Source organism: Acidovorax sp. LjRoot118 (genome assembly GCF_964253575.1).
Taxonomy (GTDB): domain Bacteria; phylum Pseudomonadota; class Gammaproteobacteria; order Burkholderiales; family Burkholderiaceae_C; genus Acidovorax.
In genome coordinates this window covers 5,265,383-5,284,829 of sequence record NZ_CAXURB020000001.1, presented here as the reverse complement: position 1 = coordinate 5,284,829, position 19,447 = coordinate 5,265,383, and the positions used below count along the sequence as shown (strand labels likewise).

At 68.3% G+C, this 19,447-nt stretch carries 15 protein-coding genes; 14 read left to right on the top strand and 1 reads right to left on the bottom strand.

Annotated elements, in window-relative coordinates:
* Positions 1-5 precede the first annotated feature (5 nt).
* From rsmH to ftsZ, 14 genes are all read left to right on the top strand, one after another.
* Complete coding sequence (gene rsmH / locus ACSQ9E_RS24840; protein ID WP_057200152.1) at positions 6-935, top strand: 16S rRNA (cytosine(1402)-N(4))-methyltransferase RsmH; 930 nt, start codon at positions 6-8, stop codon at positions 933-935.
* Complete coding sequence (gene ftsL, locus ACSQ9E_RS24835; protein WP_057200153.1) at positions 932-1,258, top strand: cell division protein FtsL; 327 nt, start codon at positions 932-934, stop codon at positions 1,256-1,258. Before rsmH ends, ftsL begins: the two co-directional genes overlap by 4 nt.
* The gene (locus ACSQ9E_RS24830; protein ID WP_057200154.1) at positions 1,255-3,000 is read left to right on the top strand and encodes a peptidoglycan D,D-transpeptidase FtsI family protein; all 1,746 of its coding nucleotides are present in this window, start codon (positions 1,255-1,257) and stop codon (positions 2,998-3,000) included. Before ftsL ends, ACSQ9E_RS24830 begins: the two co-directional genes overlap by 4 nt.
* On the top strand, positions 2,997-4,496 hold the full coding sequence (locus tag ACSQ9E_RS24825) for a UDP-N-acetylmuramoyl-L-alanyl-D-glutamate--2,6-diaminopimelate ligase (protein WP_436219438.1): 1,500 nt from the start codon (positions 2,997-2,999) through the stop codon (positions 4,494-4,496). The genes ACSQ9E_RS24830 and ACSQ9E_RS24825 overlap by 4 nt, the downstream gene beginning before the upstream one ends.
* On the top strand, positions 4,493-5,926 hold the full coding sequence (locus tag ACSQ9E_RS24820; RefSeq protein ID WP_436220262.1) for a UDP-N-acetylmuramoyl-tripeptide--D-alanyl-D-alanine ligase: 1,434 nt from the start codon (positions 4,493-4,495) through the stop codon (positions 5,924-5,926). Before ACSQ9E_RS24825 ends, ACSQ9E_RS24820 begins: the two co-directional genes overlap by 4 nt.
* Positions 5,927-5,974: 48 nt before the next feature.
* Positions 5,975-7,153 (top strand): phospho-N-acetylmuramoyl-pentapeptide-transferase, encoded by a 1,179-nt coding sequence (gene mraY, locus ACSQ9E_RS24815; protein WP_057200156.1) that lies wholly within the window; start codon positions 5,975-5,977, stop codon positions 7,151-7,153.
* A gap of 2 nt (positions 7,154-7,155) precedes the next feature.
* On the top strand, positions 7,156-9,240 hold the full coding sequence (locus tag ACSQ9E_RS24810) for a Mur ligase family protein (RefSeq protein ID WP_436219437.1): 2,085 nt from the start codon (positions 7,156-7,158) through the stop codon (positions 9,238-9,240).
* Positions 9,240-10,520: a putative lipid II flippase FtsW gene (ftsW, locus tag ACSQ9E_RS24805; protein ID WP_436219436.1), complete on the top strand. Its 1,281-nt coding sequence runs from the start codon at positions 9,240-9,242 to the stop codon at positions 10,518-10,520. Before ACSQ9E_RS24810 ends, ftsW begins: the two co-directional genes overlap by 1 nt.
* Before the next feature lie 2 nt (positions 10,521-10,522).
* Positions 10,523-11,590 carry an undecaprenyldiphospho-muramoylpentapeptide beta-N-acetylglucosaminyltransferase gene (gene murG, locus ACSQ9E_RS24800; RefSeq protein ID WP_436220261.1) on the top strand — a complete coding sequence of 356 codons (1,068 nt, stop codon included), beginning with the start codon at positions 10,523-10,525 and terminating at the stop codon, positions 11,588-11,590.
* Positions 11,587-13,029, top strand: coding sequence for a UDP-N-acetylmuramate--L-alanine ligase (gene murC / locus ACSQ9E_RS24795; protein ID WP_305741827.1), 1,443 nt, complete (start codon positions 11,587-11,589; stop codon positions 13,027-13,029). Before murG ends, murC begins: the two co-directional genes overlap by 4 nt.
* Positions 13,026-14,015 (top strand): D-alanine--D-alanine ligase, encoded by a 990-nt coding sequence (locus ACSQ9E_RS24790; RefSeq protein WP_057200160.1) that lies wholly within the window; start codon positions 13,026-13,028, stop codon positions 14,013-14,015. The genes murC and ACSQ9E_RS24790 overlap by 4 nt, the downstream gene beginning before the upstream one ends.
* Positions 14,015-14,809, top strand: a complete 795-nt coding sequence (locus tag ACSQ9E_RS24785; RefSeq protein WP_436219435.1) for a cell division protein FtsQ/DivIB — start codon at positions 14,015-14,017, stop codon at positions 14,807-14,809. The genes ACSQ9E_RS24790 and ACSQ9E_RS24785 overlap by 1 nt, the downstream gene beginning before the upstream one ends.
* Before the next feature lie 61 nt (positions 14,810-14,870).
* On the top strand, positions 14,871-16,100 hold the full coding sequence (gene ftsA / locus ACSQ9E_RS24780) for a cell division protein FtsA (RefSeq protein WP_057200162.1): 1,230 nt from the start codon (positions 14,871-14,873) through the stop codon (positions 16,098-16,100).
* 154 nt (positions 16,101-16,254) lie between these two features.
* The gene (gene ftsZ / locus ACSQ9E_RS24775) at positions 16,255-17,514 is read left to right on the top strand and encodes a cell division protein FtsZ (protein WP_428002500.1); all 1,260 of its coding nucleotides are present in this window, start codon (positions 16,255-16,257) and stop codon (positions 17,512-17,514) included.
* A 77-nt stretch (positions 17,515-17,591) separates the two neighbouring features.
* On the opposite strand, the gene ACSQ9E_RS24770 is transcribed toward ftsZ, so the two are convergent.
* The gene (locus ACSQ9E_RS24770) at positions 17,592-19,445 is read right to left on the bottom strand and encodes a sensor histidine kinase (RefSeq protein WP_436219434.1); all 1,854 of its coding nucleotides are present in this window, start codon (positions 19,443-19,445) and stop codon (positions 17,592-17,594) included.
* Between the last annotated feature and the right edge of the window lie 2 nt (positions 19,446-19,447).

The following is a 19,447-nucleotide window of genomic DNA, read 5'->3' as shown; positions in this document are numbered from 1 at the left end:
GCGCGGTGACCGAGGCTTTGCAACATACGACCGTCCTGCTCGAAGAAGCGGTGGACGCGCTGCTCGGCGGCGCGGGCCCCGAGCCGTCCGGCACCTTTGTGGACGCCACCTTCGGGCGCGGGGGGCACTCGCGCCGGATCCTGCTGCGGCTGGGGCCAGAGGGGCGTCTTGTGGCATTCGACAAGGACCCCGAAGCCATCGCCGAAGCAACGCGCATCAACGATGCGCGTTTTTCCATTCGGCACGAAGGATTTCGCCACCTCGGTGAACTGCCTGCGGGCAGTGCCGCAGGCGTGCTGATGGACCTGGGCGTGAGCTCACCCCAGATCGACAGCCCCGAGCGGGGTTTCAGTTTCCGTTTCGATGGCCCGCTGGACATGCGCATGGACACCACGCGCGGCGAAAGCGTGGCCCAGTGGTTGGCAACTGCCGAGGTTCAACAGATTGCGGAGGTGATACGTGACTACGGTGAAGAACGGTTTGCTGGCCCCATTGCAAAGGCGATTGTTGCGCGGCGCGAAGAGCGGGGGCCTGTTGCAACCACCGGTGAACTGGCCAGTCTCGTGGCTGGCACGGTCAAAACCCGCGAGCAGGGCCAGAACCCTGCAACGCGCACATTTCAGGCTCTTCGGATTTTCATCAACGCCGAGCTTGAAGAGCTGCAACAGGCGCTAGAGGCCAGCCTGTCGGTGCTGCAGCCGGGCGGGCGCCTGGCGGTGATCAGCTTCCATTCGCTGGAAGACCGCATCGTCAAGCAGTTCATCGCCAAGCACTCCAAGGAGGTCTACGACCGCCGCGCACCCTTTGCCGTGCCCCAGGCCATGAGGCTGGTGGCGCTGGACCGCATCAAGCCCAGTGCGGCCGAAGTGGCCGGCAACCCCCGTTCGCGCAGCGCGATCATGCGTGTGGCCGAGCGCACCGAGGTGCCTGCATGACCCGGTTGAACCTAGTGCTGCTGCTGGCGGTGCTGGCCAGCGCGCTGTTCCTGGTGCACACCCAGTACCAGTCGCGCCGCCTGTTCACCGAGCTCGACCGCGCCACGGCCGAGGCCCGCCGGCTGGAAACCGAGCACCAGCGCCTACAGGTGGAAAAGCGCGCCCAGGCCACGCCGCTGCGCGTGGAAAAGCTCGCGCGCGCGCAGCTGCAGATGCGCACGGCCACGCCGGCCATCACCCAGTACGTGTCCGACCCGGCCGGTGTCACGGCCGCCGCCTCGCCCTCGCAGGCCGCGGCACCCGCCACAGGGGTGCAGCCATGAGCCGCAGCGTTCTGTACACCTCCAGCCCGCTGCTGGCCAGCAAGACGCCCGTCTGGCGCAGCAAGTTCATCGTGGCAATGATCGCGCTGGGCTTTCTGGGCCTGGGCGCGCGGGCGGCCTATGTGCAGGTGTTCGGCAACGCGTTCTTCCAGCGCCAGGGCGAGGTGCGCTTTGCCCGCACCCTGGAGATGCCGGCCAACCGCGGCAAGATCCTCGACCGCAACGGCCTGATCCTGGCCTCCAGCGTGCCGGCTGCCAGCATCTGGGCCATCCCCGAGGACGTGGAGCAGGACCAGCCCGAGGTCAAGGCCAAGATGAAGCAGCTGGCCAAGCTGCTGGAGATGCCGCTGTCCGAACTCAACGCCAAACTGGCCGATGAGGACAAGACCTTCGTCTGGATCAAGCGCCAGCTCGACTGGGAAGTGGGCCAGCAGATTGCCGCCCTGGGCATCAAGGGTATCTACCAGCGCAAGGAATACAAGCGCCAGTACCCTGAGGGCGAGGCTGCTGCGCACGTGGTCGGCTTCACCAACGTCGAGGACCATGGCCAGGAGGGCATGGAGCTGGCCTTCAACAAGGAGCTGGCCGGCAAGGCCGGATCGCGCCGCGTGATCAAGGACCGCCTGGGCCGCGTGGTCGAGGGCGTGGGCGAGACCGTGCCACCCGTGGACGGGCGCGACATGCAACTGTCCATCGACAGCAAGGTGCAGTTCTTCGCCTACCAGAAGCTGCGCGACCAGGTCGCCCTGCACAAGGCCAAGGCCGGCAGCGTGGTGGTGCTCGATGCCCACACGGGCGAATTGCTGGCCCTGGCCAACTACCCGAGCTATGTGCCCGACAAGCGCCAGCACCTCACTGGCGAGCAACTGCGCAACCGCGCGCTGACCGATGTGTTCGAGCCGGGCTCGACCATGAAGCCATTCACCATCGGTCTGGCGCTGGAGTCGGGGCGGGTCAAGCCCGACACGATCGTGGATACCAATCCCGGCCGCATCACCATCACGGGCTCCACCATTTCCGACACGAGCAACCATGGGGTGCTCACCGTCGAAGGCGTGATCCAGAAGTCGAGCAACGTGGGCACCACCAAGATCGCCATGCAGATGCCGGCGCGTGAAATGTGGGAGACCTTCTCGGCTGCGGGCTTTGGCCAGAAGCCGCAAATCACCTTTCCTGGCGTCGTCACCGGCAAGTTGCGTCCCTACAAGACCTGGCGCCCTGTGGAGCAGGCCACCATGTCCTACGGCTACGGCCTGTCGGCCAGCCTGTTCCAGATGGCGCGTTCGTACACCGTGTTCGCCAACGGCGGCAAGGTGATCCCGGCCACCATGTTCAAGACCGATGAGCCCGCCATCGGCGTGCCCGTGTTCTCCGAGCGCACGGCCGACCAAGTGCGCAAGATGCTGCAGATGGCCGCCGGCCCCGGCGGTACCGGCCAAAAGGCGCAGACCTTGGGCTACTCGGTGGGTGGCAAGTCCGGTACGGCGCGCAAGCAGGTGGGAAAGAGCTATGCCTCCGGCAAGTACCGCGCCTGGTTCACCGGCATGGCGCCCATCGACAAGCCGCGCATCATCGTTGCCGTGATGATTGACGAGCCCAACAACGGTGTGTACTACGGCGGCGCCGTGGCCGCCCCGGTGTTCAGCGAGGTGGTGCAGCAGACGCTGCGCATGATGGGCGTGCAGCCCGACATGGCTGTCAAGCCCCAGATCGTGGCCAACCCCGTGGAGGAATCCCTGTGACCCAGGTGCTGAACTCCCCCCGCGACGCAGTGCAGTGGCTGCGCGGCCGCGTCACCGGCACGCTGCAGACCGACAGCCGTCTGATCGGCCCGGGCGACGGCTTCATTGCCTGGCCCGGTGCGGCCACCGACGGGCGTGCCCATGTGTCCGATGCCTTGGTGCGCGGTGCCACGGCCTGCCTGGTGGAGCAGGCGGGCGTGGAGGTGTTTGCGCTGGAGGGCGAGCATATTGCCGCACTGCCGGGCCTCAAGGCCGCCACCGGCCCGATTGCGGCCGAGTGGTTCGACCATCCCACCCAGCGGCTCGATGTGCTTGCCGTAACGGGCACCAACGGCAAGACCTCCACTGCCTCGTGGCTGGCCGATGCGCTCAACCTGCTGGTGGGCCCGCAGTACGGCAAGGGCTGCGCCATCGTCGGCACCCTGGGGCTCGGGCGGCCACCGGCACTCACCTACACCGGCATGACCACGCCCGACCCCGTGCGCCTGCAGCGCGCCTTCGCGCAGTTCGCGGAGGAGGGAATGGGCGCTTGCGCCATCGAGGCTTCGTCCATCGGCATCGCCGAGCGGCGCCTGGACGGCACGCGCATCCGCGTGGCCGTGTTCACCAACTTCACGCAGGACCACCTGGATTACCACGGCAGCATGGCGGACTATTGGCTGGCCAAGCGCGAGCTGTTCGGCTGGGCCGGCCTGCAGGCCGCTGTGGTCAACGTGGACGACCCGGCCGGCGCGCAGCTGCATGCCGAGCTGGCAGGCACGGCGCTGGACCTGTGGGGCATAGCCCTTGAAGCCGACGCCCGCCTGGTCGCCCGCGACGTGGCGCTGGGCGAGCAGGGCCTGCGCTTCACCGTGGTGGAGGGCGCAGAGCGGCAGGTTCTGCAGACCCGCGTGATCGGCCAGTACAACATCCTGAACCTGCTGGGCGTGCTGGCCACGCTGCGCAGCCTGGGCGTGTCCCTGGCCGATGCCGTCGATACCTGCAGCCGCCTGCAGCCGGTGCCCGGGCGCATGCAGCGCCTGGTGGCGCCAGGGCAACCCCTGGTGGCTGTGGACTACGCCCACACCCCCGATGCGCTGGACAAGGCGCTGCGCGCGCTGCGCCCCCTGGCGGAGGAACGCGGTGGCCAGTTGTGGTGCGTGTTCGGCTGTGGCGGCGACCGCGACGCCGGCAAGCGCCCGCTGATGGGCGCCGTGGCGCAGCAGCAGGCCGACCGCGTGCTGGTGACCAGCGACAACCCGCGCAGCGAAGACCCCGCCCTGATCATCCACGAGATCCTGCAAGGCACGATTGCCGGCGCCTCGGTGCTGCCCGAGCCCGACCGCGCCGCCGCCATCGCGGCCGCCATCGGTGAAGCCGATGCCCTGGACGTGGTGCTGATCGCCGGCAAGGGACACGAAGACACCCAGGAGACGGCCGGCGTGCGCATGCCGTTCTCCGACATGGCCCATGCGCAGGCTGCGCTGCAGGCCCGAGGAGCCCGCACATGGGCATGATGATGAACCTGCGCCAAGCGCACGCCCTCATCCATCCGCGCATCGCTTCAGCGCGCCTGGTGGGCGATGGCGATACGGCCCTGCAGCGCGTGCACACCGATACCCGCAGCCTGCTGGCGGGCGACCTGTTCGTGGCGCTCAAGGGCGAACGCTTCGATGCGAATGCCTTCCTGGACCAGGCTCGCACGGGTGGGGCTGCCGCAGCGATTGCGCATGGCGGCCTCGAAGCGGCCGGCATGCCTGGTATCGAGGTGCCCGACAGCCTGGCTGCATTGGGTGCGCTGGCCACCGGCTGGCGCGCGCAACTGCGCCTGCCGCTGATCGGCGTGACCGGCAGCAACGGCAAGACCACGGTGACGCAGATGATCGCCTCCATCCTGCGCGCCTGGCAGGGCGAGGCCGCCTTTGCCACCGAGGGCAATTTCAACAACGACATCGGCGTGCCGCTGATGCTGCTGCGTCTGCACGGTGCACACCGCGCCGCCGTGATCGAGATGGGTATGAACCACCCCGGCGAGATCGCCGTGCTGGCCGCCATGGCCCAACCCACGGTGGCCCTGGTGAACAACGCGCAGCGCGAGCACATGGAGTTCATGCACACCGTGGAAGCCGTGGCGCGCGAGAACGGCTCGGTGTTCGCGGCGCTGCCCGCCGATGGCGTGGCGGTGTTTCCCGCCGCCGACCCCTTCACTCCGCTGTGGCGCGAGCTAGCCGGAGCACGCCGCTGCCTCGCGTTCGGCGAGGGGGGCGATGTGGCCTGCGCGTCTGCCGAATGGACACAGGGCGCCTGGGTTGTGCAGGTGCAGACACCCGCCGGGGCCCTCGATTGCCGCCTGCAGATCGCCGGCCGCCACAACGTGACCAATGCACTGGCGGGCACCGCCTGCGCCCTGGCCGCCGGTGTGCCGCTGGCCGCCATCGCCCGGGGGCTCGATGCTTTCGTGCCGGTCAAGGGCCGCTCGCGCGCCTTCAGCGTGCAGCACGCCGGGCGCGAGATCACCGTGGTGGACGACACCTACAACTCCAACCCCGATTCGCTGCAGGCCGCCATCCACGTGCTGGCGGCCTTGCCCGGCCCGCACCTGCTGGTGGTGGGCGATATCGGCGAGGTAGGCGAGCAAGGGCCGCAGTTCCACACCGAGGCAGGCGCCCAAGCCAAGGCGGCCGGCATCGCCACCCTGTATGCGCTGGGAACGCTGTCGGCACACACCGCGCGGGCCCACGGGGCTGCCACGCATTTCGAGGGCATGGAACAGCTGCAGTCTGCGGTCTGTGCCGCGCTGCCCACGGTGGGCAGTGTGCTCGTCAAGGGTTCGCGCTTCATGAAGATGGAAAGGGTGGTGCAGGCCATTGCCGCTGCCGCCGCCCCGCCAGCAACACAACAAGAACAACAAGGAAAGTCCGAGGGAACCCATGACGCAACGCACTGAATCGACAAGCGCTCGCCGGGCACGTTGCCTCTTGCAGGGAGGTGCCGCATGCTGCTGATCCTGTCGCAATGGCTGCAGGGGCTGTCGCCCGAGCTCGGTTTTTTCCGCGTGTTCCAGTACCTCACCTTCCGCGCGGTGATGGCCGCGCTCACGGCGCTGTTGATCGGCCTGGTGGCCGGCCCCAAGGTGATCCGCGTGCTCACCTCGCTCAAGATCGGCCAGCCCATCCGGGGCTACGCCATGCAGTCGCACCTGTCCAAGAGCGGCACGCCGACCATGGGTGGGGTGCTTATCCTGCTGTCGATCGCGATTTCCACGATCCTGTGGTTCGACCTGTCCAACCGCTTCGTCTGGATCGTGCTCATCGTGACGCTGGGCTTTGGCGCCATCGGCTGGGTCGATGACTGGCGCAAGGTGGTCAACAAGGACCCCGAGGGCATGCGCTCGCGCGAGAAGTATTTCTGGCAGTCCGTCATCGGCCTGATTGCGGCCGTCTACCTGGTGTTCAGTATCTCCGAGAGCTCCAACGCCAAGGTCTTCGAGCTGTTCATGACCTGGGTGCAGTCGGGCTTCTCGCTGGACCTGCCGCCCAAGGCCGGCCTGCAACTGCCCTTCTTCAAGGAAGTGAGCTACCCGCTGGGCGTGCTCGGCTTCGTGATCCTGACCTACCTGGTCATCGTGGGCTCGAGTAACGCCGTGAACCTGACCGACGGGCTCGATGGCCTGGCCATCATGCCGGTGGTGATGGTGGGCTCGGCCCTCGGTGTGTTCGCTTACGTCACCGGCAGCTCGGTCTACTCCAAGTACCTGTTCTTCCCGAACATCCCGGGGGCTGGCGAACTGCTGATCTTCTGCGCCGCCATGGCGGGTGCGGGCCTGGCCTTCCTGTGGTTCAACGCCCACCCCGCGCAGGTGTTCATGGGCGACGTGGGCGCGCTGGCGCTGGGCGCGGCCCTGGGCACCATCGCCGTCATCGTGCGCCAGGAAATCGTGCTGGCCATCATGGGCGGCATCTTCGTGGTCGAGGCCTTGTCGGTGATGCTGCAGGTGGTCTGGTTCAAGTACACCAAGAAGCGCTACGGCGAAGGCCGCCGCCTGCTCAAGATGGCGCCCCTGCACCACCACTTCGAGAAGAGCGGCTGGAAGGAGACCCAGGTGGTCGTGCGCTTCTGGATCATCACCATGCTGCTGTGCCTGATCGGCCTGTCCACGCTCAAGCTGCGCTGACCATGACGACCACGCCCCACGATCCCCACGCCAGCGGCACCGAGCCCGGCGATCACCTGCCTTCGTCGGTAGGCGATCACCTGCCTGTGCCAGGCGGTGAGGAGGCTGTTGTGCCGCAAGAGCGCGTGGATGAGGCCGGTGCCGAGTCGGTTGCCTTGCCCGGAGAAACGCCGGTCGAAGCGGTTCACGGCGACGAACCCGCCGCAGAGCCCGAACCTACGCCGGACGCCGCAGCCGTCCCTGCGCCTTCTGCGGTGCCAGCTGCCGATGGCTATGTGGCCCCTGCCATTTCGGCCGCCAAGGCAGCCGCTGATTTCGTGGCACAGATCTTTGCCGAGGTGAATGCGCCAGACACGACAGAGCCATCACCGCTGTTGGCCGTGCCCGTGGACGCGCCGGATGGCGAGGCCGAGCCAGCGCAACCCCTGGGCCGGCCGGGTGAGGGCATGCTGCCTTTTGAGGGCCAGCACTTCCTGGTGCTGGGCCTGGGTGCATCGGGCCTGGCCATGGCACGCTGGTGCGTGCGCTGCGGCGCCACCGTCACCGTGGCCGATACCCGCGCCGCACCGCCTCAACTGTCGGTGCTGCAGCAGGAACTGCCGGGCGTGCGTTTCGTGGCCGGTCCGTTCGATGCCAACCTCGTCGAGGGCGGCGCTGGCGTGCACGCCGTCTACCGCTCGCCCGGCCTGAGCCCGGCCACGGTGGCACCGGTCTGGGCGGCTGCGCAGGCCATCGGCCTGGCCACCGGCGGCGAGCTGGGCCTGTATGCCGCAGCGCTGCAGTACCTGCGCGCATCGCACGGCTACGCGCCGGCGGTGCTGGCCATCACCGGCACCAACGGCAAGACCACCGTCACCTCGCTCACCGGCCAACTGGTGGAGCGCGCCGGCAAGACCGTGGCCGTGGCCGGCAACATCGGCCCCACGCTGCTCGACACCCTGGCCGGGCACATCGACGCCGATACCCTGCCCGAAGTCTGGGTGCTCGAGCTTTCGAGCTTCCAGCTCGATGGCGCCACCGGCTTCGAGCCCACCGCCGCCACCGTGCTCAACATCACGCAGGACCACCTGGACTGGCATGGCGACATTGCCGCCTATGCCGGCGCCAAGGCGCGCATCTTCGGCGACACGGCGCTGATGGTGCTCAACCGGGACGACCCCACCGTCATGGACATGCTGGGCTCGGCTTCTGCTGCTGCGGCCCAGGCAGCGCAGGCTGCTGCACTGGCGGCATCCGGCAAGCCCGCCCCGACCTCGCGCAGCAAGCTGCCCGCGAAGGTGCCGCTGCGTGAACACCTGAGCTTCGGCATCGACATGCCCCGGCGTCCGGGCGACTTCGGCATGGAGATCGTGGGCGGTATGCCCTGGCTGGTACGCGCCCTGGAGGCCGACGAAACGCGCAAGCGCAGCACGCGCCGCCGTGCCGTGGTGCCGGCCCAGGGCGATGCAGCGGCCGTCGCGGTTGCGATGGATGAGGAAGACCTGCACATCCAGCGCCTGATGCCCGCCGACGCCCTGCGCATCCGCGGGCGCCACAACGCCTCCAACGCGCTGGCGGCGCTGGCGCTTGCATCGTCGGCAGGCTGCACGCTGTCGGCCATGCTGTTCGGCCTGCGCGAGTACCGGGGCGAGCCGCACCGCGTGGAGCCCGTGGCACTGATCGATGGCGTGGAGTATTTCGACGACAGCAAGGGCACCAACGTGGGTGCCACCGTGGCCGCGCTCAACGGCCTGGGGGCTGACCGGCGCATCGTGCTGATCCTGGGCGGCGACGGCAAGGGCCAGGATTTCGCACCCTTGGCCACGCCCGTGTCGCGCTATGCCCGTGCCGTGGTGCTCATCGGGCGCGATGCGCCGCTGATCCGCACGGCCCTGCACGAGGCCGGCGTGACGCTGCTCGATGCGGCCACGCTGCCCGAGGCCGTGCACCAGGCTGCGCAGCGCGCCCGCTCAGGCGATGCGGTGCTGATGTCGCCTGCCTGCGCGAGCTTCGACATGTTCACCGGCTACGAACACCGCGCACGCGTGTTCTGCGACACGGTGCTGGCCATGGCGCAGGACGCCGGCCAATCCCTGGAGGGCATGTGATGGCTGCAAGCAGCGCCAGCGCCCCCATCAGCTTCCCGCAACGCCTGGCCGGCTGGCTCGGCCGCCTCAGCGGCAAGGCCGGCGAGGTGCTGCCCGTGCGCGTGGGCGGTACCGAATACCGCCAGTCGACCACCACACCCGCGAGTGTGCTGGGTTTTGACCAGGCCTTGTTGTGGGTGGTGGTGGCGCTGCTCGCCTGGGGGTTGGTGATGGTGTATTCGGCATCGATTGCCATGCCGGACAACCCGCGCTTCGCCAACTACGCGCCCACGCATTTCCTTACCCGCCATGTGATGTACCTCGTGGTGGGTTTTGTCGCGGCGCTGCTGACCTTCCAGGTGCCCATGAAGCTCTGGGAGCGCGCCGCGCCCTGGCTCTTCGTGGCGGCGCTGCTGCTGCTGGTGGCCGTGCTTATTCCGGGCGTGGGCAAGGTGGTCAACGGGGCCCGGCGCTGGCTGTCCATCGGGCCAGTGGGCTTCCAGCCCTCCGAGGTGGCCAAGTTCGCCGTGCTCATCTATGCCGCCGACTACATGGTGCGCAAGATGGAGGTCAAGGAACGGTTCTTTCGCGCCGTGCTACCCATGGGCGCCGCCGTGGCCATCGTCGGAGTGCTGCTGCTGGCCGAGCCGGACATGGGCGCCTTCATGGTGGTGGCGGTGATCGCCATGGGCATCCTGTTCCTGGGCGGCGTCAACGCGCGCATGTTCTTCCTGATCGCGGGCGTGCTGGTAGGTGCCTTTGCCCTGATGATCGCCAGCTCCCCGTGGCGGCGCGAGCGGGTGTTCGCCTACCTCGACCCCTTCAGCGAACAGCATGCACTGGGCAAGGGCTACCAGCTGTCGCACTCGCTGATCGCCATCGGGCGCGGCGAGATCTTCGGCGTGGGCCTGGGCGGCAGCGTCGAGAAGCTGCACTGGCTGCCCGAGGCACACACCGACTTCCTGCTGGCTGTGATCGGCGAGGAATTCGGCCTGGTGGGCGTGCTGGTGCTCATCGTGCTCTTCATGTGGATGACGCGCCGCATCATGCACATCGGCCGCCAGGCGATCGCGCTGGACCGCGTGTTTGCCGGCCTGGTCGCCCAGGGAGTGGCGATCTGGCTAGGCTTTCAGGCCTTCATCAACATGGGCGTGAACCTGGGGGCGCTGCCCACCAAGGGCCTGACCTTGCCGCTGATGAGCTTTGGTGGGTCGGCCATCCTGATGAACCTGGTGGCGATTGCGGTGGTGCTGAGAGTCGACTACGAGAACAAGCACATGATGCGGGGAGGGCGCGTATGACGATGGCGCCCAAGACCGCTCTCATCATGGCCGGTGGCACCGGCGGCCATATCTTCCCCGGCCTGGCCGTGGCCGAGGAGCTGCGTGCGCGCGGCTGGCGCGTGCACTGGCTGGGTGCGCCCGGCAGCATGGAGTCGCGCATCGTGCCCGCGCAGGGCTTTGCGCTGGAAACCATCGATTTTTCGGGTGTGCGCGGCAAGGGCCTGGTCACCCTGGCCCTGCTGCCGCTGCGCCTGCTGCGCGCCTTCTGGCAGGCGCTGCAGGTGGTGCGCCGTGTGAAGCCCGACGTGGTGGTGGGCCTCGGGGGCTACATCACCTTTCCGGGCGGCATGATGGCCGTGCTGTGCGGCAAGCCGCTGGTGCTGCACGAGCAGAACTCCGTGGCCGGCATGGCCAACAAGGTGCTGGCCGGCGTGGCCGACCGGGTGTTCACCGCCTTCCCGAATGTCTTCAAGAAGGGCCGGTGGGTGGGCAACCCGCTGCGCGCCCCGTTCACCCGCCAGGGCGAGCCGGCCGAGCGGTTTGCCGGCCGCAGCGGCCCGCTGCGCCTGCTGGTGGTGGGTGGCAGCCTGGGCGCGCGTGCGCTCAACGAGATCGTGCCGCAGGCGCTGGCCCTTATCCCGGCCGAGAACCGGCCCGTGGTGACGCACCAGAGCGGCGCCACCCAGATCGACGCGCTGCGCGCCCACTATGCCGCCGCAGGCGTCGAGGCCGAACTGACCCCTTTCATCGACGACACCGCCAGCGCGTTTGCGCAGGCCGACATCATCGTCTGCCGCGCGGGCGCCAGCACCGTGACCGAGATCGCCGCCGTGGGCGCGGCCGCCCTGTTCGTGCCTTTTCCCTCGGCGGTAGACGACCACCAGACCACCAATGCCCGGTTCCTCGTGGCCAATGAGGGCGGCTGGCTGGTGCCGCAGCGCGAGCTCACGGCCCAGGGCCTGGCGGCGGTGCTGCGCAACACAGAGCGCCCGGAGCTGCTGCACCGGGCCACAGAAGCCAAGAAGATGCAAAAAACCAACGCCACCCATGAGGTGGTGACTGCCTGCGAGGAGCTTGCAACACCATGAAGCATGCCATTCGCCACATCCATTTCGTAGGCCTGGGGGGCGCCGGCATGAGCGGCATCGCCGAGGTGCTGTTCAACCTGGGCTACCGCATCTCCGGCTCGGACCTGGCCGACAGCGCCACCTTGCGCCGGCTGCAGGGCCTGGGCATCAAGACCTGCCTGGGCCATGCGGCTGCGCACATCGACGGTGCCGACGCCGTGGTCACCTCCACGGCGGTCACGGCCGACAACCCCGAGGTGCTGGCGGCACGCGACAAGCGCATCCCGGTGGTGCCGCGCGCGCTCATGCTGGCCGAGCTGATGCGACTCAAGCAAGGCATCGCGATTGCCGGCACCCATGGCAAGACCACCACCACCAGCCTGGTCACCAGCGTGCTGGCCGAGGCGGGGCTGGACCCCACCTTCGTGATCGGCGGGCGCCTGAACAGCGCCGGTGCCAACGCCAAGCTGGGCAGCGGCGACTACATCGTGGTCGAGGCCGACGAGTCCGATGCCTCGTTCCTGAACCTGCTGCCGGTGATGGCGGTGGTGACCAACATCGATGCCGACCACATGGAGACCTACGGGCACGACTTCGGTCGACTCAAGGGCGCCTTCGTCGACTTTCTGCACCGCATGCCGTTCTACGGCACGGCCATCCTGTGTGTGGACAGCCCGGCCGTGCGCGACATCCTGCAGAGCGTGACCTGCCCGATCACGAGCTACGGCTTTTCCGAAGACGCCCAGGTGCGTGCCATCGATGTGCGTGCCGAGGCCGGCCAGATGCGCTTCACCGTGCAGCGGCGCAACGGCGTCACCCTGCCCGACATGGAGATCGTGCTCAACCTCGCGGGCGAGCACAACGTGCTCAACGCGCTCTCGGCGATTGCCGTGGCGGTGGAACTCAACATCCCCGACGAGGCCGTGCAGCGTGCGCTCGCCGGCTTCAAGGGCGTGGGCCGGCGCTTCCAGAGCTATGGCGACCTGCCCGCCAGGGACGGCGGCAGCTTCACCGTCATCGACGACTACGGCCACCATCCGGTGGAGATGGCAGCCACGCTGGCGGCGGCGCGTGGTGCCTTCCCCGGACGGCGCCTGGTGCTGGCCTTTCAGCCGCACCGCTACAGCCGCACGCGCGACTGCTTCGAGGATTTCGTGAAGGTCATCGGCAACGCCGATGCCGTGCTGCTCACCGAGGTCTATGCCGCAGGCGAGGCCCCCGTGGTGGCGGCCGATGGCCGCTCGCTGGCACGCGCGCTGCGTGTGGCCGGCCGTGTGGAGCCGGTCTTCGTGGACGACGTGGCCGAGCTGCCGCAGGCCATTGCCGACAACGCGCGCAACGGCGACGTGGTGATGTGCATGGGAGCAGGCTCCATCGGTGCCGTGCCGGCCAAGGTGGTCGACATGCTGCAGAACAACAACCAATCCAAGCACAAGGCGCTGGCGGGGAGCGCGACATGACGATGACGACGAAACTGGGTTCCAACATCGACGTGAAGGCACTGGGCAAGGTCGCCGTGCTGATGGGCGGCGCCTCCGCCGAGCGCGAGGTGTCGTTGATGTCCGGCACCGGTGTGCTGCAGGCGCTGCGCTCGCGCGGCGTGGACGCGCATGCCTTCGATCCCTCGCAGAACGACCTGGGCGAGCTGCGCAGAGACGGCTATGCGCGCTGCTTCATCGCGCTGCATGGCCGCCATGGCGAGGACGGCACGGTGCAGGGCGCGCTGGAGCTGCTGCGCATCCCTTACACCGGCCCGGGCGTGATGGCCTCGAGCATCGCGGTGGACAAGATCATGACCAAGCGTATCTGGCGCGCTGAAGGCCTGCCCACGCCCGACTGGCGCCTGGTGGGCAGCGTGGCCGAGACCACGGACGCTTTGGCGGCGCTGGGCGCCCCGATGATCGTCAAGCCCTCGCGCGAGGGCTCCACCATCGGACTGACCAAGGTCACCTCGCCCGAGCAGTGTGCACAGGCCTATGCCCTGGCTTCGCGCTACGACCCCGAAGTGCTGTGCGAGCAGTTCATCGAGGGTGAGGAAACCACCTGCCCGATCCTGGGCGAGGGGGCTGGCGCCTATGCGCTGCCGGTGATCCGCATCGTGGCGCCCGAGGGCAACTACGACTACCAGAACAAGTATTTCACCGACGTCACGCAGTACCACTGCCCGAGCGGCCTGCCCGAGGCCGAAGAGCGCGAGATCCAGCGCCTGGTGGTGGCAGCGTTCCGCTCGCTGGGCTGCCGCGGCTGGGCGCGTGCGGACATCATGATCCGCGCCAGCGACCGCCAGCCCTTCCTGCTGGAGATCAACACCTCGCCCGGCATGACCGGGCACTCGCTCGTGCCCATGTCGGCACGCGCATCGGGCATCAGCTACGAAGACCTGTGCGTGGGGGTGCTGGCCACGGCCACCATGGACACGCCTGCCGGAAGCACCCTGGGGACCTGATGAACAACACGCTGCCCGCACCGCTGGACGTCAAGCTCATGAACATGACCGCATCGGTCCTGTTCGTGGGCTGCGCCATGCTCGTGCTGGCAGCGGGTGCCTGGTGGGTGCTGCGCTACCCGGGGTTTGCCATCGCGCGCATCGTCGTGCAGGGCGAGTTGGTGCACAACAACGCCGTCACCCTTCGGGCCAACGTGGCGCCGCACCTGGTGGGCAACTTCTTCACGGTGGACCTGCGCAAGGCGCGCGAGGCCTTCGAGCAGGTGCCCTGGGTGCGCAAGGCGTCGGTACGGCGCGAGTTCCCGGGCAGCCTGCACGTGGTGCTCGAAGAGCACGACGCCGTGGCGTACTGGGGGCCCGAGTCGGGCTCGGCCATGGTCAATACGCAGGGCGAGGTGTTCGAGGCCAATGTCGGCGACGTGGACCAGGACGGCCTGCCGCGCCTGCAGGGGCCGGGCGGCAGTTCGGGCGAGGTGCTGCAGATGTACGGCCTGCTGCAGCCGGTGTTCGAACCGCTGGGCATGGACGTCGAAGAGCTCGCATTGACTGGCCGGGGCGGCTGGCGCGCCACGCTGGACACCGGGGCGGTGGTGGAGCTGGGAGGCGGCACACCGCAAGAGGTGGTGGCCCGCGCCAAGCGCTTTGCACGCACGCTGACCCAGGTGGCGGCCCAGTACAAGCGCCGGGTGGACGCGCTCGAATCGGCGGACCTGCGGCACGCGGGGGGTTATGCGCTGCGCCTGAAGGGCGTGACCACGACGGAGGCGGCTGCGGGTGCCGCCCCACGGAGGTAGCGGCATGCATGCACGATCAACGCAGCGGCAAGAGCAGAACAACGAAGGGCAGTGACTGAATATGGCTAGAGAATACAAAGACGTGGTGGTCGGCCTGGACATCGGCACAGCCAAGATCATGGCGGTGGTGGCCGAAGTCTTGCCCAATGGCGAGCTCAAGCTCGCAGGCCTGGGCGTGGCCCCGAGCAATGGCTTGAAGCGTGGCGTGGTGGTCAACATCGACGCCACGGTGCAGAGCATCCAGCAGGCGCTCAAGGAGGCCGAGCTGATGGCCGACTGCAAGATCCAGCGCGTGTACACCGGCATCACCGGCAGCCACATCCGCGGCCTCAATTCCAGCGGCATGGTGGCCGTGAAGGACAAGGAAGTCACCTCGGCCGACGTGGCCCGCGTGGTGGAGACGGCCAAGGCCATCAACATCTCGTCCGACCAGCGCTTGCTGCTGGTGGAGCCGCAGGAGTTCGTGATCGACGGACAGGACGTCAAGGAGCCCATCGGCATGAGCGGCATCCGCCTGGAGGCCAAGATCCACATCGTGACCGGTGCCCAGAGCGCGGCCGAGAACATCATCAAGTGCGTGCGCCGTTGCGGGCTGGAGGTCGAGCAACTGCTGCTCAACCCGCTCGCATCGAGCCAGGCCGTGCTGACCGACGACGAGCGCGAGCTCGGCGTGGTGGTAGTCGACATCGGTGCCGGCACGACCGACGTGGCCATCTTCACCGGGGGCGCCATCCGCCACACGGCCGTGATCCCGATCGCAGGCGACCTGATCACCAGCGACATCGCGATGGCACTGCGCACGCCAACGAAGGACGCCGAGGACATCAAGGTCGAGAGCGGCTATGCCAAGCAGCTGCTGGCCGACCCCGAGAGCCAGGTGGAAGTGCCAGGCCTCGGTGACCGCAGCCCGCGCATGCTGAGCAAGCAGGCCCTGGCCGGCGTGATCGAGCCGCGGGTGGAGGAGATCTTCTCGCTGGTGCAGCAGGTGATCCGCGAGTCGGGCTATGAAGAGGTGCTGTCCTCGGGCATCGTGCTCACGGGCGGCAGTGCCGTCATGCCCGGCATGATCGAACTCGGCGAGGACATCTTCCTCAAGCCCGTGCGCCGCGGCATCCCCAAGTATTCGAGCGCCCTGTCGGACATGGTGGCCCAGCCCCGTGCGTCGACCGTGATGGGCCTGCTCGAAGAGGCGCGCCTGGCGCGCCTGCGCGGCTTCAAGGTGGCCCAGAAGAGCGGCTCCATGAAAACCGCGTTCGGCCGGTTCAAGGACTTCATCGTGGGGAACTTTTGATGACCATGAACCAGTGCCACCGATTTGCGCGCGCAGGCCCACGAATGCCCGGCGGGCGATGGCGATGCACAGGACCGCCATGCCGCCCGCGCCACCAGACAACACCGAACCCCATTTTGCAATTGCGTACGAAGACAGAACCAGGAGCTCCAACATGTCCATCGAAATGATCGAAGCCGAAACTTTCAACCAGGGCACCCAGATCAAGGTGATCGGCGTGGGCGGCGGCGGCAGCAACGCCGTCGAACACATGATCGCCCGCAGTGTGCAGGGCGTGGAATTCGTCTGTGCCAATACCGATGCGCAGGCCCTCACGCGCAGCTCCGCGCACAGCGTGATCCAGCTCGGTGCCAGCGGCCTGGGCGCCGGCAGCAAGCCCGACAAGGGCCGTGACGCAGCCGAAGCCGCAGCTGAGGACATCCGCGCGGCCATCGACGGCGCGCACATGCTGTTCATCACCGCCGGCATGGGCGGCGGCACGGGCACTGGCGCAGCGCCCGTGATCGCGCGCATCGCCAAGGAAATGGGCATCCTCACCGTGGGCGTGGTCACCAAGCCCTTCGACTGGGAGGGCGGGCGCCGCATGACCAACGCCGACAACGGCCTGGCCGAACTCGAAGCCAACGTCGATTCGCTGATCGTCGTGCTCAATGAGAAGCTGCTGGAAGTGCTGGGCGACGACATCACCCAGGACGAAGCCTTCGCGCACGCCAACGACGTGCTCAAGAACGCCGTTGGCGGTATTGCCGAAATCATCAACGAGTACGGCCAGGTGAACGTCGACTTCGAAGACGTGCGCACCGTGATGGGCGAGCCCGGCAAGGCCATGATGGGCACGGCAACGGCCAGCGGCCCCGACCGCGCCCGCATCGCAGCCGAGCAGGCCATCGCCTGCCCGCTGCTCGAAGGCATCGACCTGTCGGGTGCCAAGGGTGTGCTGGTGCTGGTCACGGCCAGCAAGGGCAGCCTCAAGCTGTCCGAGTCGCGCCTGGCGATGAACACCATCAACGCCTACGCGTCCAAGGATGCGCACGTGATCTTCGGCGCCGCCTACGACGACACCCTGGGCGACGAGATCCGTGTGACGGTGGTCGCCACCGGCCTGTCGCGCCAGAACGCGCGCCGCCAGCCCATCTCGGTGGTGCAGGGCGGCCTGCGCACCGGCACCGACAACATGGCCTACCAGATCCCCGTGGCAGGCGTTGCCGGTGCGATGGGCAATGCCATGGGCGTGCCCTCGGGCCAGACCGGCCATGGCGGCAGCAGCAGCTCGCAGGCCGACTACGGCAGCATGTCGGTGCCCAGCGTGTGGCGCACCAACCGAACGCAGGCAGCCGCCCGCGTGGACGCGCTGTCCTCGGGCGGCATGGACGACCTGGAAATCCCGGCCTTCCTGCGCAAGCAGGCGGATTGATGGAGTAGGGGACCGCCAGGCCCTGACTCTTCAGGGGCCTTCGGGCCCTTTTTTCATGGCCGATCTCCTGGGCGATATCAGGCCGCCGTGAGCGCAGGTGCATCCAGCGGCAATGACAGGCACACCGTGGTGCCACCGCTGTCTTCAAGGCGCAGCTCCAGCGCCGCGCCGATCAGCCCCGCCCGTTCGTGCATGGTGCGCAGGCCATTGCCGCAGGCGCCGTCCTGCCTGCCCACGCCATCGTCGCGCAGGTGGATGGTGATGGCCTGGCCGTCGGCGCGGGCGGTCAGTGCCAGTTGCCGCGCACGGGCGTGCTGCAGCACGTTGGAGATGGCCTCGAACACGATGTACTGCAGGTGGCGCATGGCCTCCTCGCTGCTGCCGGGCCACAGGGGCAGCAGCGCCACGTCCCACAGCAGCTCCAGACCCGAATCGCGGATGCGCTGCTCCAGGCGGAAGCGTAGGCTGGCCAGCAGTGCGTTGACATCGCCGTTGGGCAAGGACATCGCGTCCACCGACAGGCGCAGCTGGTCCAGCGACTCGCGCAGCGTCTGCATCACCTCGGCCTGCGATGCCACCCCGCCTTCGAGCTGGCGCATGGCCGTGATCAGGTGGGCGCCTGCGCCATCGTGCATGTCGCGCAGGATGCGTGCGCGCTCTTCGGATTTGGCGCTGATGCGCTCGAGCTTGCGCAGCGCCTGGTGCTGCTCGGCCAGCTTTTCCTCGCGCTGCAGAACGCGCTGCTCCAGCGACGCCGTGAGGTCGATCAGCGCATTGCGCGCCTGCTGAAAGCGTTGCCCCACGATGGCCAGCACGGCCACGCCCGCGAAGGCGGCGGCCCATTGCGTCCAGCCGCCGTCCATGTACTGCGCAGGCGCCAGGCGGGCCGCCGCGATATCGCGCACCAGGGCCGCCCAGCAGACGCACAGGGCCCCCAGCATCCACAGCCGCGGGCTGTCGCGGGTGTGCCTGCACTCCCATGCCAGCCGCAGGATCAGTGCCGCCCAGGCCACGACCAGCACCACGGTCCAGCCCAGCACCCAGTCGGCGCCGCCTGCCACGGCAAAGGGGCACAGCACGAAGATCGCTGACGCGACATATAGCTCTGCCCGTGGCCGGGGCCCCCAGACGGTGCGCGTGAGCCAGTAGGTGGCAAGGCAGCCGGCCCAGAACAGGCCCTGCACGGCCTGGAACCAGGTGGGCCAGGCCAGAAAGATCTCCTCCAGCCAGGCTGCGGTGATGCGGCAGGCCCATGCCAGCTCGCACAGCGCCGCAAACGCATACAGCGCCTGGCGCTGCTGCCACCACAGCAGCAGGCAGAAGATGCCCACCACCAGGCTGAACAGCGAGACCGCGCGCGGCAGCGTCACGCGCTGCCACTCCAGCGCGTGCCAGGTGCCCTGCAGCGCCGCCTCCGGCCCGAACTGGACGGACGAGATGCCGGCGCGCCGCAGATAGTCCGCGCGGATGGTGATCTCCAGCACGTTGTGCGCCTGCAGCAGCGTGCCCGGCAGCCGGATCCACAGCGGGCGCCGGCCGGTCCAGCCATCATTGGGCAGCAGCAGTTCGCCGCCAGTAGCCAGTTCCATGCCGTTGAGCGAGATGCGGTAGGCATTGCCCAGCCGGGGGATCAACAGGGCCTGGGGCTGCAGCCGCTGCGACTCCACGGCGTCGAAGCGCAGCGTGGCGGTGGCCCAGCCGGCTTTGCGCCGGTGCAGCACGTCCCAGTGCAGCGGAAGTGTGTGCGCCGTCGTGGTCTGGTTGGCGCTCTGGCGCAGGCGCACCGTCAGCTCGGCGTCGCGCAGCACCTGCACGCCCGGTGGCGGCGCAGCGTCCTGCGCCAGCGCCGGCAGAACCTGCAGACCCCAAAGGACCAGGCCGCACAGCAGGTGGCCGATGAACGACGCGGGCAGGCCCAGGGTGCGCTGCATGA

What these genes read in the sequence shown, in the direction of transcription:
- ftsL (WP_057200153.1), top strand. Translation starts at nt 932, where the DNA reads ATGACCCGGTTGAACCTAGTGCTGCTGCTGGCGGTGCTGGCCAGCGCG.
- ACSQ9E_RS24830 (WP_057200154.1), top strand. Translation starts at nt 1,255, where the DNA reads ATGAGCCGCAGCGTTCTGTACACCTCCAGCCCGCTGCTGGCCAGCAAG.
- ACSQ9E_RS24820 (WP_436220262.1), top strand. Translation starts at nt 4,493, where the DNA reads ATGATGATGAACCTGCGCCAAGCGCACGCCCTCATCCATCCGCGCATC.
- mraY (WP_057200156.1), top strand. Translation starts at nt 5,975, where the DNA reads ATGCTGCTGATCCTGTCGCAATGGCTGCAGGGGCTGTCGCCCGAGCTC.
- ACSQ9E_RS24810 (WP_436219437.1), top strand. Translation starts at nt 7,156, where the DNA reads ATGACGACCACGCCCCACGATCCCCACGCCAGCGGCACCGAGCCCGGC.
- ftsW (WP_436219436.1), top strand. Translation starts at nt 9,240, where the DNA reads ATGGCTGCAAGCAGCGCCAGCGCCCCCATCAGCTTCCCGCAACGCCTG.
- murG (WP_436220261.1), top strand. Translation starts at nt 10,523, where the DNA reads ATGGCGCCCAAGACCGCTCTCATCATGGCCGGTGGCACCGGCGGCCAT.
- murC (WP_305741827.1), top strand. Translation starts at nt 11,587, where the DNA reads ATGAAGCATGCCATTCGCCACATCCATTTCGTAGGCCTGGGGGGCGCC.
- ACSQ9E_RS24790 (WP_057200160.1), top strand. Translation starts at nt 13,026, where the DNA reads ATGACGATGACGACGAAACTGGGTTCCAACATCGACGTGAAGGCACTG.
- ACSQ9E_RS24785 (WP_436219435.1), top strand. Translation starts at nt 14,015, where the DNA reads ATGAACAACACGCTGCCCGCACCGCTGGACGTCAAGCTCATGAACATG.
- ftsA (WP_057200162.1), top strand. Translation starts at nt 14,871, where the DNA reads ATGGCTAGAGAATACAAAGACGTGGTGGTCGGCCTGGACATCGGCACA.
- ftsZ (WP_428002500.1), top strand. Translation starts at nt 16,255, where the DNA reads ATGTCCATCGAAATGATCGAAGCCGAAACTTTCAACCAGGGCACCCAG.
- ACSQ9E_RS24770 (WP_436219434.1), bottom strand. Translation starts at nt 19,445, where the DNA reads ATGCAGCGCACCCTGGGCCTGCCCGCGTCGTTCATCGGCCACCTGCTG.